This is a genomic window from Rubrivirga litoralis, from assembly GCF_031846415.1.
In the GTDB taxonomy this organism is placed as follows: domain Bacteria; phylum Bacteroidota; class Rhodothermia; order Rhodothermales; family Rubricoccaceae; genus Rubrivirga; species Rubrivirga litoralis.
Window position 1 is genome coordinate 125,955 of sequence record NZ_JAVRHT010000003.1, and the last position, 16,621, is coordinate 142,575.

General features: G+C 74.8%; 14 protein-coding genes. 3 read left to right on the forward strand and 11 right to left on the reverse strand.

Annotated elements, in window-relative coordinates; genetic code table 11:
- Positions 1-220: 220 nt before the first annotated feature.
- Positions 221-1,636, forward strand: coding sequence for an Ig-like domain-containing protein (locus tag RM540_RS02750; RefSeq protein ID WP_311661911.1), 1,416 nt, complete (start codon positions 221-223; stop codon positions 1,634-1,636).
- A gap of 205 nt (positions 1,637-1,841) precedes the next feature.
- Here RM540_RS02750 and RM540_RS02755 read toward each other — a convergent pair whose 3' ends face one another.
- The 8 genes from RM540_RS02755 to RM540_RS02790 all read right to left on the reverse strand — a co-directional run bounded on the left by RM540_RS02755 (position 1,842) and on the right by RM540_RS02790 (position 10,052).
- Positions 1,842-2,042 carry a hypothetical protein gene (locus RM540_RS02755; protein WP_311661913.1) on the reverse strand — a complete coding sequence of 67 codons (201 nt, stop codon included), beginning with the start codon at positions 2,040-2,042 and terminating at the stop codon, positions 1,842-1,844.
- Between the two features lie 136 nt (positions 2,043-2,178).
- The gene (dacB, locus tag RM540_RS02760; protein ID WP_311661914.1) at positions 2,179-3,672 is read right to left on the reverse strand and encodes a D-alanyl-D-alanine carboxypeptidase/D-alanyl-D-alanine endopeptidase; all 1,494 of its coding nucleotides are present in this window, start codon (positions 3,670-3,672) and stop codon (positions 2,179-2,181) included.
- A 430-nt stretch (positions 3,673-4,102) separates the two neighbouring features.
- On the reverse strand, positions 4,103-5,005 hold the full coding sequence (mreC, locus tag RM540_RS02765; RefSeq protein ID WP_311661916.1) for a rod shape-determining protein MreC: 903 nt from the start codon (positions 5,003-5,005) through the stop codon (positions 4,103-4,105).
- Positions 5,006-5,129: 124 nt separating this feature from the next.
- Complete coding sequence (locus tag RM540_RS02770) at positions 5,130-6,143, reverse strand: rod shape-determining protein (protein ID WP_311661917.1); 1,014 nt, start codon at positions 6,141-6,143, stop codon at positions 5,130-5,132.
- 254 nt (positions 6,144-6,397) lie between these two features.
- Positions 6,398-8,050, reverse strand: a complete 1,653-nt coding sequence (gene purH / locus RM540_RS02775) for a bifunctional phosphoribosylaminoimidazolecarboxamide formyltransferase/IMP cyclohydrolase (RefSeq protein WP_311661918.1) — start codon at positions 8,048-8,050, stop codon at positions 6,398-6,400.
- Positions 8,051-8,073: 23 nt separating this feature from the next.
- Positions 8,074-8,757 carry a phosphoribosylglycinamide formyltransferase gene (purN, locus tag RM540_RS02780; protein ID WP_311661919.1) on the reverse strand — a complete coding sequence of 228 codons (684 nt, stop codon included), beginning with the start codon at positions 8,755-8,757 and terminating at the stop codon, positions 8,074-8,076.
- Positions 8,758-8,838: 81 nt separating this feature from the next.
- Positions 8,839-9,123: a SemiSWEET family sugar transporter gene (locus RM540_RS02785; protein ID WP_311661921.1), complete on the reverse strand. Its 285-nt coding sequence runs from the start codon at positions 9,121-9,123 to the stop codon at positions 8,839-8,841.
- Positions 9,120-10,052 (reverse strand): S66 peptidase family protein, encoded by a 933-nt coding sequence (locus tag RM540_RS02790; protein ID WP_311661923.1) that lies wholly within the window; start codon positions 10,050-10,052, stop codon positions 9,120-9,122. Before RM540_RS02790 ends, RM540_RS02785 begins: the two co-directional genes overlap by 4 nt.
- A gap of 279 nt (positions 10,053-10,331) precedes the next feature.
- On the opposite strand from RM540_RS02790, the gene RM540_RS02795 reads away from it, so the two are divergent.
- Positions 10,332-11,951, forward strand: coding sequence for a YncE family protein (locus RM540_RS02795; RefSeq protein WP_311661925.1), 1,620 nt, complete (start codon positions 10,332-10,334; stop codon positions 11,949-11,951).
- 298 nt (positions 11,952-12,249) lie between these two features.
- Positions 12,250-14,259 carry an FG-GAP-like repeat-containing protein gene (locus RM540_RS02800; protein WP_311661927.1) on the forward strand — a complete coding sequence of 670 codons (2,010 nt, stop codon included), beginning with the start codon at positions 12,250-12,252 and terminating at the stop codon, positions 14,257-14,259.
- Positions 14,260-14,280: 21 nt separating this feature from the next.
- On the opposite strand, the gene RM540_RS02805 is transcribed toward RM540_RS02800, so the two are convergent.
- From RM540_RS02805 to RM540_RS02815, 3 genes are all read right to left on the reverse strand, one after another.
- The gene (locus tag RM540_RS02805) at positions 14,281-14,721 is read right to left on the reverse strand and encodes a carboxypeptidase regulatory-like domain-containing protein (RefSeq protein ID WP_311661929.1); all 441 of its coding nucleotides are present in this window, start codon (positions 14,719-14,721) and stop codon (positions 14,281-14,283) included.
- A 216-nt stretch (positions 14,722-14,937) separates the two neighbouring features.
- Positions 14,938-16,161: a magnesium/cobalt transporter CorA gene (gene corA / locus RM540_RS02810; protein ID WP_311661931.1), complete on the reverse strand. Its 1,224-nt coding sequence runs from the start codon at positions 16,159-16,161 to the stop codon at positions 14,938-14,940.
- The gene (locus RM540_RS02815) at positions 16,162-16,566 is read right to left on the reverse strand and encodes a LapA family protein (RefSeq protein ID WP_311661932.1); all 405 of its coding nucleotides are present in this window, start codon (positions 16,564-16,566) and stop codon (positions 16,162-16,164) included.
- Positions 16,567-16,621: the final 55 nt, after the last annotated feature.

The window sequence follows — 16,621 nt, forward strand, 5'->3', positions numbered from 1 at the left end:
GCGGGGCGGCTGGTGGGGCGCGGCTTGACTGAACGCGCCTTGCCAAGGTTGCGAACGCGCGGAGAATCCGGGCGGGGCGGGGAGGAGGAGAAGGAAGAGAAGAGAAGGGCGGGACGAAAGCGCCTCGTCTCCTCCCCGCCGTCCTCGGGCGGGGCGGGCGCTTTAGGGCGGGGCGGGCGCGGCCGATACCGCCGGCCCGTGCCCACCCGCCGCCCCGCCCATGACCCGTCCCCACCGTCTGCTCGCCCTCGCCGCCGTCCTCGCCCTGGCGGGCTGCGACGCGCTCGCCGGCGACGACCTCGCCGCCGTCTCCGGCACCGTCGTCAACGCCGAGACGAGCCGGCCGATCACCGGGGCCACGGTCCAGATCCGGTCGATGGGCCTCGAGATGCGGTCGGACTCCGTCGGCGCGTTCGTGGCCTCGCTCGACATCGACTCGACGGCCGTCCTCGAGGTGACCGCCTTCAAGACCGGGTTCCGCGACACCACCGTCACGACGACCGTCGAGCCGGGGCGGACGCTGTCCCTCCCCGCCCTCGCGCTCACCCCGACGACGGGCGACGACGGGACGTCGGGGCCGGCGGCCAGCATCACGCTCGCGCCCCGCTCGTCGCAGTCGATCGGCGTTTCGGAGACGGGCGGGACCGAGACGGCCTCGCTCGTGTTCGTGGCCCGCGACGCCGACGACCGGCCGGTCGACGGGGCCAACGCCGTCGACATCACCGTCTCGATTCTCCGGGGGCCGGGCGGCGGCGAGTTCCTGAGCCCGGCGGCCCCGGCCACGGTCCGCACCGACGAGAACGGCGAGGCGTCGGTCACGCTCACGAGCGGCACGAAGGCCGGCGTCGTTCAGATCGAGACGCGGGCGGCCGTCGGCGGCCGCGAGATCCGCTCGCAGCCGATCACGCTCGTCGTCCACGGCGGCTTCCCCAGCCCGGACCACCTCTCGGTGGGGGCCGACCAGCTCAACTACCCGCTCCTGGGCACGTTCGGGTTCGAGATCCCGATCAGCGCGCTCGTCGGCGACCGCTACGCGAACCCGGTGCAGCCGGGGACCCAGGTCTACTTTACGTCGACGTCGGGCGTCATCGGCGGCTCGTCCGAGACCGACGCGTCCGGCCGCGCCTCGGTCACGCTGCTCACCGGCAACCCGTCCCCGCCAGGCGGCTGGATCACGGTCTCCGCCCGCACCTCGGGCGCCGACGGCGCGCCCGTCGAGGCCGACGCCCGCGTGCTCCTCACGGGCCGCCCGCAGGTGTCGCTCGAGACGGCCGGGCTGGAGCTCGGGACGTACCGCTACGTCGTCTCCGACGGGTCGGGGCACCCGCTCGCGGCGGGCACCCAGATCTCGGTCGCCGTCGAGGGCCAGAACGTCGTCCCGCGCGGCGACCTCGACGTCTCGCTCGTCGACGAGGTCCGCTCCGGGCCGGGCCGGACCGAGTTCCAGTTCGCCGTCCGCGAGGACGACCCGGCCGGGGACCCTGCCCGTGTCGACGAGATCCTCATCGACGTCACGGGGCCGAACGGGTCCGTCCGCGCCCACCGCGTCCGCGGCGAGGCCGGCGCCCGGCGCCCCGGCGTGGGCGTGCTCACTCCGGGCCGGCCAGTCGTCGGCACGATGCCGCACGAGCGGTAGGGCAGTGGGTCAGTAGATCAGTGGATCCGTAGGAGAACGCCCGCCCCGCCCAAGGTCTTCCGCCCCGCCCCGCTCCTGCCGGGCGGGGCGGTCTTCGCTCGGGCGGGACGGGTGCACGCCGCCCCGCCCGCGTCTACGGACGGCAACGCCCGCCGTGGCTACAGGGTGGCTGTCCGCGGGCGGGGTGGTCCGTACGCCGGCGGCCCTACACCGCCTGCCACGCGAGGACGGCGAGCATCGCCAGCCCGACGATCAGCCACTCGACGGGCACCGCCAGCAGCACGCCCACGGCGACGGCGGAGGCCCCGCGCCCGCCACCCCGCCCCGCCCGCCGGACCTCGGAGCGGACGCTCACAATCAGGCCGACAACGAGCCAGACACCAAAGACGACGAGGAGGACGGTCATGGCCGGAGACGCGGGGGCGGGGCGGTCTCAACGTCCCGGTCCGCCAGAGGGTCCGGCTCCAACGTAGGCCACCCCGCCCGCTCGGCGAGGGCGGGGCGGGCACGCCTTCAGCGTTCGCCGTTCAGCATTCAGCGTTCTACTGCCCCTCGTAGTCGGCCAGGAGCTCGACGATCTGGTCCTGCGCCCGGTTCACGCGGCTCGTGCGGACCGTGTAGTTGTTGCACAGGAGCGAGAACGCGAGGAGGTGCCCGTTGGCGGCCCGCACGTAGCCCGAGAGCGTCCGCGCGCCGGAGATGTAGCCGGTCTTGGCGTGGACGTTGCCGCGGGCGTCGCCCGAGCTGTAGCGGTTCTTGATGGTCCCGGTGAGGCCGCCCACGGCGAGCGAGCGGTAGAACGCGTCGCGCGTGGCCTCGTCGGCGTGCTGGTGCATCCCGCGAAGGACGGCCACGATGCCGACCGGCGTGAGCCGGTTGAGCGCCGACAGGCCGGACCCGTCGGCGATGCGGAACGAGGCGGGGTCGACCCCGATCCGGCGGAGGAACGGCTCGGCCGCCGCGGCGCCGGCCCGGGCCGAGCCCAGCTGGTGGTTCGCGCCGCGGTAGGTGTAGGCGCCGAGCGTGCGGAGGAGGTGCTCGGCGTAGAGGTTGTTGGAGTCCGTGTTCGTCTCGGCCACGATCGCGCCCAGCCGCGGCGACTGGTGCGACGCGATCCGGCGCAGGGACTCGTACTGCGGGCGCCGCCCCCATTCGTCGACGTCGACGGCCTCGCCGCGGACGTCGATGCCGCGCTGGCGGAACACGCCGATCATCGTCGTCACGAAGTAGTCGGTCGGGTTGACGACCGAGAGCGCCTCGCGCTCGACGCGCCCGGCCGGCACCGACGACGTGAGCGTGAACACGTTGCCGCCCAGGTCCCGGCTGTACCCCTCACGGACGCCGCCGCCCGACGTCGTCGTGGTCTGGTTGACGAGGCGGACGTAGCCGAAGTCGGGCTCGACCTCGATGCGGGCGGGGCGGCCCGGCGACGTCCCGTGGAGGGCCACGTCGACGGTGCCCTCGGCAAACTGGAGGCCCGAGACCTCGGCCCCGTAGTACCACACGAGGTCGTCCCAGCTCCACCCCTCGCCGAGCGAGACGTCGTCGAACACGTCGTCGTCGCCGACGACTGAGCCGGTCACGCGGCGGATGCCCGCGGCCTTGAGCGAGTCGGCCCACTGGCGGAACACGAGCGTGAGGTCGCCGCCCGTGTAGCGGCCGCCGAACGTGGGGTCGCCCGAGCCGCGGACGACGAGCGAGCCCCGGAGCGTCCCGTTCTGCACGTCGCCGTCGGCGTAGAGCCGCGTCGTGTAGCGGAAGTCCGGCCCCAGCGCGTCGAGCGCCGCGGCCGTCGTGAACAGCTTCATGTTCGAGGCCGGCACGAACCGCTTGGACGCGTTCCGCTCGTAGAGCACCGCGCCCGTTTCGAGGTCGACGACGAGGCCGCCCCAGTAGGCGTCGTCGAACGAGCGCGTGTCGAGGACCGCGTCGACGCGTCCGGCGAGCGCGTCGGGCGAGCGCGTGGGCTGTGCGGCGGGCGCGGCCGCCCACCCTAGGAGCACGAGGAGGACGGCGAGCGAGAAGCGGTGGGGCATGGGGCGGGGCGGTCGAAAGGGAACGTGTGGCCGCGGGAGCCGGCGGCCGGAGGGCTCCACCGGCGGCCTCGTACCGGGGTGAAGATCGAACGGGTGCTGCGCAACAATCGTGCGCGCGTCGGCGGGTTCCGCCCCGCCCGACGGGCAGCGGGCGCAAGATGCACCGCCCCGCCCGGGGCTCCGGCCTCCACCCCGCCCAGAGCGGTTGTGTCGTCTAAACTCTCCGATGTCTGGGTAGGGGCGGGGCTCGATGCGTGATCCGTGAGCGCTCCCAGGGAGAATCACGCAGCACGAGTCACGCATCCGCTTCGGGCACTACGGACACCCGACTTCTGACCCCGTTCCGTCCCCGCAGCGGCCGCCGCCGCGGGCGGGGTGGCCGAACCTGAAACGGCGCCGCCCCGCCCCGGCGCACGGGCGGGGCGGCGGCTTACTCCTCCTCCGGCGTCGTCGCCTCGAGGCGCGCCTCCAGAGCCGCCTCGCGGCGCTCGAGCCCGAGCGAGTCGCGGGCCTGCGCCTCCAGGATCGCCCGCTCCGGGTCGGGCTCGACGAGGAGCACGTAGACGAAGCCGACCTCGGAGATCGGCGCGGCCGGCGTGACGTGGATGATGTAGTCGTTGCGGCCGGCGGCCGCGTACGCCGTGTCGACGCGTCCGATCGGCGTGCCCGCCGGGAAGACGCCCGAGAACGGGCTCGTCGTGACGAGCATCCCGCGCTCGACCGGCTCCGTCTTGACCACGTACTCCATCGTCAGCCGGTCGAACGCCGCCCCGTCCCACCGGACGATCCCCTCGCGGCCCAGCTCCTCGATGACGGCGGGGACCCGGAACTGCGTGTTCTGGTGCGGCATGACGACCGCGTAGCCTGGGCTCGCGAGCACGATGCGCCCCACGATGCCCCGCTCGTTGATGACCGGCATCCCCGGCCGGACGCCGTCGCGGCTCCCGACGTCGATCGTCAGCAGGTTGGTCTGCTCCGTGATGTCCTTCGAGACCACGCGGCCCACGACGCGGGGGGCGTCGAGCGAGTCGGTAAAGCCCAGCAGGCTCCGGAGCTGGGCGTTCTCGGCGCGGGCCTCGCGGAGCCTCGCGACCTCGGCCGAGAGCCCGGCCGTCTCGGTCCGCAGCCGCTCGTTCTCGCCGAGCGCCGTGCGGAACTGGGCCGTCCGCTCGAACAGGCCCTCGACGGGCGCGGTCACGGCCAGGCTCGCCGCCCGCGCCGCCCGGAGCGCCGGGCCGTTCCGGCTCACGAAGATGGTGAGCGCGACGAGCAGCAGCGCGCCGAAGATGACGTAGTCGCGCGAGCGCTCCCAGGCCTGCTGTGCAAGAGCCATTCCGGTGAGTCGGTGGGGATCAGTAGGTCCGTGGGGATCAGCGGCTCAGACGGGGCGGGGCGGTCCGTGCGTGCCCACTGACCCAGCGCCTTCCTGAGCCGCAGACTCACCGGCCCGCGGGGTCCTAGTTCGGCGAGAGGACGGGCATGAAGCCGTCGAGGTCTTCGAGGACCGAGCCCGTCCCGCGGACGACGGCTGTGAGTGGATCGTCGGCCGAGAACACGGGGAGCTCGGTCCGCTCGCGGAGGTAGTCGTCGAGGCCCTTGAGCAGCGCCCCGCCCCCGGTCAGCATGATGCCGCGCTCGAGGACGTCGCCGCCGAGCTCGGGCGGGGTCCGCTCCAGCGCGCGCACGACGGCCGCGGCGATCTGGTTGACCGACGGGCGGAGCGCCTCGCGGACGTCCTCGGACGAGACGACGCGGACCTTGGGCACGCCGGTCACGAGGTCGCGGCCCTTGACCGAGAGCTCGAGCTCGGGCTCGAGCTTCTGCGCGCTCCCGATCTCGCACTTGATCCGCTCGGCCGTCCGGCTCCCGATGAGCAGGTTGTGGTGCTTTTTGAAGTACTGCATGACGGCCTCGTCGAGCTCGTTGCCGCCGACGCGGATCGACTCGTCGACGACGATGCCGTTGAGGGCGATGACGGCGATCTCGGTCGTCCCGCCCCCGATGTCGACGATCATGTTGCCGACCGGCTCCTGGACGTGGAGGCCGATCCCGATGGCCGCCGCCATGGGCTCGTCGATGAGCATGACCTGGCGGGCGCCCGCGTTCTGGGCCGCGTCCTTGACCGCCCGGCGCTCGACCTCGGTGATCCCCGAGGGGACGCAGATGACCATCCGCCCGATCGACGTCATGAACCCGGGCTTGACGCGCTTGATGAACCCGCGGATGAGGGCATCGGCCACCGAGAAGTCGGCGATGACGCCGTCGTTGAGCGGCCGGATCGTCTCGATGTCCTTGTGGGTCCGCTCGTGCATCATGAGCGCCTCCTGGCCGATCGCGACCGGCTTCCCCGAGCGCCGGTCCATGGCGACGATGGATGGCTCGTTGAGCACGATCCCCTTGTCTCGGACGTGGATGAGGGTGTTGGCGGTGCCGAGATCGATGGCGATGTCGACGGAGAACGGGTTGAGCACGGGCGGGGCGGGCAGGCGGGCGCCGGTCGGGGGCGGGGGACGAGCCGGCGGTCCACGCCACCCGTGGAGCGAAGGGTCGGGAGTGCAGCGGCGCGCGGCGCCCCCAAGCTAACGACAGGGCGCCCGGGGCAGTCCGGGGCGCCGCGCATGGATTTTCCGCCCCGCCCGCGGGGGCCGGCGGCGGGCGGGCTCCACCCGTCGAATGCGGGCGGGGTGGAGCGCTCGGCGCCGGTCCTCTCCGGGCGGGGCGGCCGTCAGTGGCGGAAGTGGCGGCGCCCGGTGAACGCCATCGCCAGGCCGCGGGCGTCGGCCGCCGCGACCACCTCGTCGTCGCGGACCGACCCGCCCGGCTGCACGGCGGCGACGGCGCCGGCCTCGGCGGCGGCCTCCAGGCCGTCGGCGAACGGGAAGAAGGCGTCCGAGGCGACGACGCACCCGGCAAAATCGAGCCCGCTCTTGGCGCCCTTGGCGACGGCGACTTCGCTCGCGTCGATCCGGCTCATCTGCCCGGCCCCGATGCCCAGCGTGGCCCCGTCGCGGGCGTAGACGATCGCGTTCGACTTGACGTGCTTGCACACGCGCCACGCGAAGTCGAGGTCGGTCCACTCCCGCTCGGTCGGCGCGCGCTCGGTGGGGACCGTCCACGCGTCCCGCAGCTCGGCGGCCGGTGCGAGCGGCCCGTCGGGCGTCTGGACCAAGACGCCGCCGGCCACGCTCCGCAGCACGGGCGTGGGGCGGGCGGGGCGGGGCCGCGCGCGGACGAGCCGCCGGTTCTTCTTCTGCTCCAGGAACGCCAGCACGCCGTCCTCGAACGCGGGCGCGATGACGATCTCCGTAAACACGGCGTCGATGGCCTCGGCCGTCGCCCGGTCGAGCGGCCGGTTCACGACGACGATGCCGCCGAACGGGCTCTGGCGGTCGGTCGCGAACGCCTTGTGGTAGGCGGCCTCCAACCCGCCCGCGGCGTCCTCGGCCTGCCCGACGCCGCACGGGTTCGTGTGCTTGAGGATGGCGACCGTGGGCGGGGCGGCGTCGAACTCGGCGATGAGGTCGAGCGCGGCGGTCAGGTCGAGGAGGTTGTTGTACGACAGCGCCTTACCGTGGAGCGCCTCGTAGCGGGCGGCGGGGTCGCCGTAGAGCGCCGCCACCTGGTGCGGGTTCTCGCCGTAGCGGAGCGCCTCGGCGCGCGGGAGGTCGAGGAACAGGGCGTCGGGGAGCGGGGCGGTCGCGTCGTGGTCCGCCCCGCCCGGCTCCGTGTCGGGCGCCGCCCCGCCCGTGGCCGCCCCGCCCGCGAAGTAGGCGGCGATGGCCGCGTCGTAGTCGGCCGTGTGCGCGAAGGCCGCGTGGGCGAGGCGGCGGCGCGTGGCCAGGCCGAGCGTGCCGCCGTGGTCTTCGAGCTCCTGGGCGACCGCGTCGTAGTCGGCCGGGTCGACGACGGCGCCGACGAAGGCGAAGTTTTTGGCCGCCGCGCGGAGCATCCCCGGCCCGCCGATGTCGACGTTCTCGGCCGCGAGCGCGTCCGTCACGCCGGCGCTCGCGACCGCCTCGCGGAACGGGTACAGGTTGACGACCACGAGGTCGATGGCGCCGATCCCGTGCTCGTCCAGCTCGGCGAGGTCGGCCGCGCTCGTGCGCCGCGCGAGGATGCCGCCGTGGACGCGCGGGTGGAGGCTCTTCACGCGCCCGCCGAGGATCTCGGGGAAGCCCGTCACGTCGGCCACGTCGGTCACGTCGAGGCCGGCGTCGCGGAGCGCCCGGGCCGTCCCCCCGGTCGAGAGCAGCTCGACGCCGAGCGCGGCGAGGCGCCGCCCGAACTCGGCCAGCCCGCTCTTGTCGCTCACGGAGAGGAGCGCGCGGCGGACCGGGGCGCGGTCGTCGGGGGCGGGGAGGTCGGCGGTTTCGATCATTGGAAGGTTCGGGGTTCAGGAGTTCAGGGTTCGCTGGTTTTCTGACCAGGGCGGGGCGGTTCGTCCACCGAACCCTGAGCCCTGAACCCTGGACCCGTAATCGTGACGCGGCCGTCTTCCACGCGGAGCCGGTCGTGCGCGAGGAGTTGGAGGGCGGCGGGGAAGATCCGGTGCTCGACGGCCAGCACGCGCGCGGCGAGCGCCTCGGCCGTGTCGCCGGGCTCGACGCGGACGGCCTCCTGCAGCACGATCGGGCCGGTGTCGTAGTCGCCGTCGACGAGGTGGACGGTCGCCCCGGACACGCGGCAGCCGGCGTTGAGCACGCCCTGGTGCACGCGCCGCCCGTACCACCCCGCCCCGCCGAACGCGGGCAAGAGCGACGGGTGGACGTTGAGGACGCGGTGCCGAAACGCCTCGACGACGGCGTCGGGGACTTTCTTGAGGTAGCCCGCGAGCGCCACGGCGTCCGCGTCGTGCTCCCGCAGGGCGCCGAGGAGGGCGTCGGCGAACGCGGCCTCGCCGTCGAACCGGGCGGGGGAAAGGACCGCCACCGGCAGCCCACGCGCCTCCGCTCGGTCCAGGACGCCGGCGTCTGGCCGGTCCGTCACCACGAGGGCCGGCTCGGCGTCCAGGCGGCCCGCGTCGACGGCGTCCAGGATGGCGCCGACGTTGGAGCCGCCGCCGGAGGCGAAAAAGGCGAGGCGCACGGGCAAACCGGGCAAGGGGCGGGGTGGCGAGCCGCGGTCCGCCCCGCCCGTACGGCGCGGGTCGAGGCGCGGGCGGGGCGGTCAGGGCGCGCGGCGGCGGGCGGCGGCGCGGCGTCGGCTGAGGAGGACGTGGGCCAGGACGGCGCCGACGAGCACGATCGTGACCGCGTTTGCCAGGATGATGGGGAGGTCGTCCACGGCGATCCCGTACGCCAGCCACGCGACGAGGCCGGCCAGCAAGATCGCGTACGTCCCCATCGAGAGGTCGGCCGACGACCCCGACCGCCACGTCTTGACGACCTGGGGGATGTAGGCGCCCGTCGTGAGCGCGGCCGCGACGAGTCCCAGAACTGTTATTGCACTCATGCCGTCACCGGGTCCAGGACCGTCAGCGCCGCCGCCCCGCCCTCGACCGCGAGGTGGGCTCGGACGCCGATGGGCACGGTCACCTTGCGCGGAACGTGCCCGTAGACGAGCCCGGTCGCGACCGGGCCATCCACGAACGTGGAATAGTGGGCGAGCACCTCGTCGACCGACAGGCTGGGGCGGTCGGCGGGCGGGGCGGCGCCCGTGAACTGGCCGAACACGAGGCCGCCCAGGCGGCCCAGCACGCCGGCCAGGCGGAGCCGCGCGAGCAGCCCGTCGATCCGGTACGGCGGCTCGCCGACGTCCTCCAGGAACAGGATCGCGCCGTCGAGGGCGGGGAGGTAGGGCGTGCCCACGAGCGCGGCCGTGAGCGCGAGGTTGCCGCCCAGGAGCACGCCCTCGGCCTCGCCGTCCTGGAGCGGGGCGAGCCGCTCGGCGCCCGGCCCGGCCAGGTCGTACCCGGCCGCCCCGCCCACGACGCGCCAGAAGGCGGCCTCGGTCTCGGCGTCGAGGTCCGGCCAGTCCGGCGCCACCATCGGGCCGGAGACGCCGGCCAGCCCGGCGCGGGCGTAGAGCGCGAGGTGGAGCGCCGTCACGTCTGAGTAGCCGACGACGAGCGGGCGGTGAGCGCGCGCGGCGTTGTAGTCGATCCGGTCGAGGATGCGGAGCAGCCCGTAGCCGCCGCGGAGGCACACGACGGCGTCCAGGTCGTCGCGGCGGAGGAGCGTGTTGAGGGCGTCGGCGCGGGCGCCGTCGGCCCCGGCGAGGTAGCCGACCGCCCCGCCCGCGACGGTTGCGGCCTCGACGGCGAGCCCACGCGTGCGGAGCGCGGCGAGCCCGGCCTCGGCGTCGGCCGGATCGAGCGCGGCCGACGACGGCGCGGCCACGGCGACGCGGCCGGACGGCAGGAGCGGGGCGGGGCGGGGCACGGCGCGGTGGCAGGCGGGGCTGGAAGCTACCGGGCCGCCCCGCGGCCGTCGGCGGATTCTCGTCGCGGCGCGCCACGAGCGGCTCGAACTGCTACCGCCCCGCCCGCGCCACGTCGCCGCCGGGCGGGGCGGTGGTCGCTCTCTGCCCATCCCTCCATCCCGCATCTCTCCCCATCCCCCTCCCGCCCGCGCACCGATCCGCCCCGCGCGTGCGTTGGGGCGGGGCGGCCGAACGGCCCCGCCCCGCCCGCGTTCGACGCGCCCCCCAGCGACCCGCCCATGCCCCGACTTGCCCTCGCCGTTGCCGCGCTCGGCGCGTTCGCCCTCGCCGGCTGCGGCGCGCCGGCGCTGACCGCCGCCCCGCCCGCGGCGGCGGCGTTCGACCCCGCAGGCGTCGACTACGACGCCGTCGCCTCGCTGGACTACGACGAGTACGTCCGCCCGCTGCTCGTGGCCCGCAACGTGCTCTCCGCGACCGAGGGCGGGGCGGGGGACCCGGCCGCCTACGACCTGGGCGACGTGGTGATGGCGGGGCCGAGCGGGTTCGTGGTCCCGTTCGACGCCGAGGGCAGCCTGATGCTCCGGTTCGTCCGCGACCTGCCGGCGACGGCGGCCATCCCGTTCCCCAACCTCCGCGACCTGGAGCCCGACGAGCTCCGCTTCCTCGCGCGGTGGATCGAGGACGGCGCGCGCGGGGCCGACGGCCGCGTCCCGTTCGCCGACGCCACGGACCTCCTGCTGGCCGGCGTCCAGGGCGAGAACCACGTAGCTGTCGTCGACGCCCAGACGCTCCGCCTGATCCGCCGCATCGACTTCGACGAGCTGGGCGTCCCGTCGGCACCGTACGGGCCGCACCACTTCGCGTTCGAGCCGGACGGGAGCGCGGCCTACGTGTCGCTCGTCTCGGCGGGCGTGGTCGCCAAGGTGGCCCTCGACCTGTCGCTCGACCCGTCGAGCCCGGCCGTCCTCCTCGCGCAGTCCGAGCGGGGCGCGTTCGCCACGCCCGGCATGATGTCGCTCGACCCGTCGTCGCAGCGCCTCTTCGTCGGCCGCTCGACGCTCTCGGACCCGCTGGCGAACGGGTTCGGCGTCCTCGACCGCGAGACGATGGAGGTCGAGCTCGTCGCCACGCCGTTCAACGTGCCCCACGCGCTGGCCGCGACGCCCGACGGCCGCTACGCGATCACGGCCGAGCTGACCGGCACGCAGGCGCTCAGCCGCGCGCTCGTCTACGACGTCCAGACCGGCGACGCGTCGATCGTGCCGATCCCCTCGGACGGCGAGCCCCGCGAGCTCATCCACTTCAGCATCCTCGGCGCGCACCACATGGGCGGCATGGCGGGCCACGCGATGGGCGACCACGCGATGGGCGAGGGCGGGGCGGGCTACCCGTACACGGTCACGCTCACGTCGCGCTCGACGGACGAGGTCCTTTTCTTCACGCTCAGCGAGGACGGCGAGCTGGTGAGGACCGGCTCGGCGCCGGCCGGCGACGGCCCCTACCACGCCCACGCCAACCACGACGGCTCGGACCTCCTCATTCCCGACCAGCGCGGCGACACCGTCACGATTCTCGACGCCGCCACGCGCGCGCCGGCCCGCCTCGTCGAGGCCACGCCGCTCTCGCAGCCGCACAGCCCGGCGCCGTCCGTCGACGGCTCGCGCTTTTTCGTGACCTCGTCGAACCTCGACGGCGCCTGGACGCCGGAGTTCGTGTTCAACGGGCCGGACGGCCAGCCGCAGGAGGCCCGCGCCTTCGGCAACCTGGCCGCGTTCTCGCCCTCGGGCGAGGTGCTCGGCGTGGTCCAGCTCGGGGCCTACCCGTCAGGCCTGGAGCCGGTCCGCCTCCCGAGCGGGGCGGGCGCGGGCCACGGCCCGATGGACCACGGAGACCACTAAAGTCCGCGGGTCACTAAGTCAGAGACCGTTTAGTAGCCGACCTCAATTCTCCTCCCCCCAGCGGGGGGAGGCCGGGAGGGGGGACCCGGGGCGGCCGCCCCGCCCTCGGCGGCCGCTCCGACGTCTATCCCCCACCCCAGCCCTCCCCCGATGGGGGAGGGGGAATCCTGCCAAACAGTTTCGCAGCGGGCCGCCGCTCGGAGCCCCAGACGCGCGCGGTCCTCTACGGACTTGCCGATGAGCCGAACGCCTGCGCAACTCGCCGTAGCCGCCCCGCCCCTTCACCACCACCCAGCCCGTGCGCCCCGTCCTGCTGATCCTGGCCGCCGCCCTGGCCGCCCCGCCCGCCGCGTTCGCGCAGTCGTTCGAGCGCGAGGCCGCGCCGTTTCCCGTTGCCGTGGGCGGGGTGGACGTCTCGTTCCCGTTCGCCGGCGGCTTTTTCGAGCCGCGCCCCGCCCTCGTCGACCTCGATGACGACGGCGACGCCGACCTCGTGGTCAACGTGGGCGGGGCGGGCCTCCAGCTCTACGAGCGGACCGACGACGGCTGGGTCTGGCGGACCGACCGCCTGGGCGGCGTCGAGCCCGGCAACTGGTCCACGTTCGGGGACCTCGACGGCGACGGCGACCTCGACCTGCTCACGCGCGGAAACCCCGGGCGCGTCCGGTTCTGGCGCAACGTGGGCGAGGGCGAGGTACCCGGCTTCCCCCGCTTCGAGCTGGCCGCCGACGGGCTGACCACGACGGGCGGCCCGCCGGTCGCCGTCGAGGACTCGTCGATCCCCGCCCTCGGCGACGTCGACGGCGACGGCGACCCCGACCTCCTCGCCGGCAAGGCCGACATCGGGACCATCACCTACCATCGCCACGACGGCGTCGGGCCGGACGGGCTGCCGCGGTTCACGTTCGTGACCGACACGTTCGAGGACATCCAGGTCTACGAGGAGGACCCGTCGTGCGGCGGGCCGAGCCCCAACATCCCCGGCACGATCGTCCCCGGCACAATGGGCGCGCGCTCCACCCCGCCCGCGCCGGGCGGGGCGGGGCGGGGCGGGGCGGACCGAGCGGGCGGGGCGGGGCGGCCGACGGTCCGCCACGGCGCCAACGCCATCGCCCTCGTGTCGTTCGCCGGCGGGCCGACGCTGGACCTGTTCTGGGGCGACTTTTTCGCGCCCAGCCTCTTCTACTTCGTCAACACCGGGACCGTCACCGAGCCCGACTACCGCCTGGAGGCCGACCGCTTTCCCGTGGGCCAGCCGCTCACGTCGGGCGGCTACAACGCGCCCACGTTCGGGGACGCCGACGGCGACGGCGACGCCGACCTCGTGGTCGGCGTCCAGCGCGGGCTGTGCTTCCAAGGCCAGACGGCGGTCGCCAACCTGTTCTACTTCGAGAACACGGGGAGCCCCGACCGCCCCGCCCTCGAACTGCGGACGGACCGCCTGCTCGGCGCCGTCGACGTCGGCACGCGCTCGGCGCCGGCGCTCGCGGACCTCGACGGCGACGGCGACCTCGACCTCGTCGTTGGCAACGAGGCTGACCCCGACGACCCCAGCCGGGCTCGGCTCGCCCGGTTCGAGAACGTGGGCACCGACGCCGCGCCGGCCTTCGAGCTGGCCGACGACGACTGGCTCGCGCTGACCTACGACTACGGCGCCTACGGCCCGACCTTCGGGGACCTCGACGCGGACGGCGACCTCGACCTCCTCGTCGGCGGCTTCAACGGCCGCTTCGCCTTTCTCCGCAACACGGGCTCGGCCTCGGCGCCGGCCTACGAGGTGGAGGACGAGCGCTTCCAGAACGTCGACGCCGGCCAGTACGGGCGGGGCGCGCTGGGTGACCTCGATGGCGACGGTCGCCTCGACCTCGTGACGGGCGCCTCGAACGGGCGCCTCCGCCTCTACCGGAACACGGGCACCGCCGAGGCCCCCGCCTTCCGCACCGACCGGCGCGGGGCGCCTGACTCGACGGACCTCGCCTACGCCCTCTCGATCGGCCTCCCCGAAGACGTGGGACAGGACAGCGCGCCGGCGCTCGCGGACCTCGACGCAGACGGCGACCTCGACCTCGTCGTCGGCACCGCCGGGGGCGACCTCCTCACGTTCCAGAACGTGGGCTCGCCCACGGCGCCCCGGTTCGAGGAGGGCGGGGCGGTCCCGGGCGGGCGCCGCCGGACGGCCCCCACGCTGGGCGACCTCGACGGCGACGGGCACCCCGAGATCGTCGCCGGCGCCGACGCGGGCGGCCTCTTGTACTGGCGCGGCACGGACGCCGCCTGGACCGCCCCGCCCGCAGAGTCGGAGGAGTAGCGCGCGGGCGGGGCGGCGACCTCAGCCTCCCCGCCCGTTCGGTGTGAGGCGTGGCGAGAGGAGGATGAGCACGCCCGCCCGCGTGTCGGGCGCGACCTGGAGCGCGGCCTCGGCCGGCGCGTACCCGGCGCGCTCGGCGACGAGCGCCACGCCGCCCGCGTCGACGTCGAGCGTGAACCGGCCGTCGGCGTCCGTGACGGCCGCCCCGCCCCGTCCGCCCGCGATGGCGACGCCGGCGACGGGCCGCCCGGTCGTCTCGTCCAGGACGCGCCCGTCGAGCGCGGTCCGCCCCGAGAGCGCCGCGGCCTCGTCGCCCGTCACGACCACGGCCGACGCCTCAGTGGGCGGCACGAGGTCAGGCGCGAGCCACTCCGGCGCGAGCGAGTACGGGACGACGGTGCCGCACGCGGCGAGCGCGAGCGCGGCGCCGACGAGGAGCGGGGCGGGGGGGAGGAGGCGCATGGCAGGCTCGGTGGGCGGACCCAAAGGGCGGACCCAAAGGACAGGGCGGTGTCGCTTCGGAACGCCCCACCCCGCCCGCGGTGCCCACTCCGCGCGGCGCGGGCGGGGCGGCTCGCGGTGTGGCAGCTGGCACCACCCCGCCCCGTGTGGCGAGGGCGGGGCGGCAACGACCGGCCGGCCATCCCTCCATCCCGCATCCCCCATCCCTCTTCCCCCTCAGATCCAGTCGTTCTTGCGGAAGTACGCGAGCGCGCCGACCGTGACGAGCGCCATCACCCCGAGGAGCGCGAAGTAGCCGTAGCGCCAGTGGAGCTCGGGGATGTCGTCGAAGTTCATCCCGTAGAGCCCGGTGAGGAAGCCGAGCGGGAGGAAGATGGTGCCGACGACGGTCAGCACCTTCATCACCTCGTTCTGGCGCGTGCCCAGCGCCGAGAGGTAGAGGTCGTTGGTGGAGGCGAGCACCTCGCGGAGCGACTCGATGATCTCGATGGCCTGGACGAGGTGGTCGGCCGCGTCGCGGAGGTACGGCCGCGTGCGGTCCTCGACGAACAGGACGTCCTCGTCCTGGAGCCGGGCGAGCACCTCGCGGAGCGGCCACACCGACCGCCGCAGCACGACGACCTCGCGGCGGAGCGCCGAGATCGCCGCCTGAACCGCCGGGTCCGGGTCGTCCAGCGCCTGCGCCTCGAGCCGCTCCGTCGCGTCGCCCATCCGCTCCAGCGTCACGAACACGTGGTCGACGACGAGGTCGAGGAGCGCGTAGAGCAGGTAGTCCGCCCCGCTCGCGCGGATGCGGCCGACGCCGCGGCGGAGCCGGTCGCGGACGGCGTCGAACACGTCGCCCTCGGCCTCCTGGAACGAGAGAACCCAGCCCGGCCCGAGCACGAGCGAGACCTGCTCGATCAGGTGGCCCGGGGCGTCTTCGCCGGCCGTCGCGTAGGCCGCCTCGGGGTCGGCGTCCGTGGCCTGGACCATCCGCGCGACGACGAAGAGGGTCTCGTCGTAGGTCTCGATCTTCGGCCGCTGCGTCGTGTGCACGAGGTCCTCGACGACGAGCGGGTGGAGCCCGAACGCGCGCCCGACGGCGTCGACCGTCGCCACGTCGGCCACGCCGACGACGTCGACCCAGGTCACGCCGGGCCGGTCGGCGAGCGCGCGGGCGGCCTCGGCCGAGAGCCCGTCGTGCTCCTCGACGCCGCCCTCGGTGTAGTGGAACGCCGTGACGCGGGCGGGGCGGACCGGCGCCTCGGGCACGACCAGGAGACCGGGCGCCCGCCCGAGCGCGTGCGACCTCCGTTCGACGAGCCGGGGCACGCGGGGCGTGAGCGGGGCCAGGAGCTGCCCGGCCTCGCGGCCGGCCTCCCGGAGCCGCCCGGCGATCTGCTCGCCGACGTCCCAGTCGCGGCGCCCGTCGGGTGGGCGGGGTGGTCGGCGGGCCACCTACGCCGGCGGCGGGTCGCGCTTGACGGTTTCGGTCCGCCGCGCCACCTCGTCCGCCAGCCGCTGCATCTCGTCGGCCTCGGTCGGGGCGCCCGGGTGGGGCGCCGGCTCGGGCGTGTTGAGGTGGCCCACGGCCTTCTCCTTCACAGTGCGCGTCTGCCCCAGCTCCTTTTCGACGCGGCGCGCGCGGCGCGAGGCCCCGATGCGGCCGGGCAGCGCGATCAGGTAGCCGACCAGGATCCCGGCCCCGAACCACCCCGCCAGCATCCACAGCACCGGCCCGACCCAGGTGATGCTCGTGAACGGGAGGGCGAGGGCCACGTCGTTCTGGAGGTTCTCCGGCCGGGTCGCCAGCAGGATCCCGAGGACGGCGAACACGAGGAGGAGGGCGAGGGCGAAGCGCATGGCGGCTCGGGGGGTGGGGCGGGAGTTTACGGCGGCGCGCCGCTGGGGTGACGGG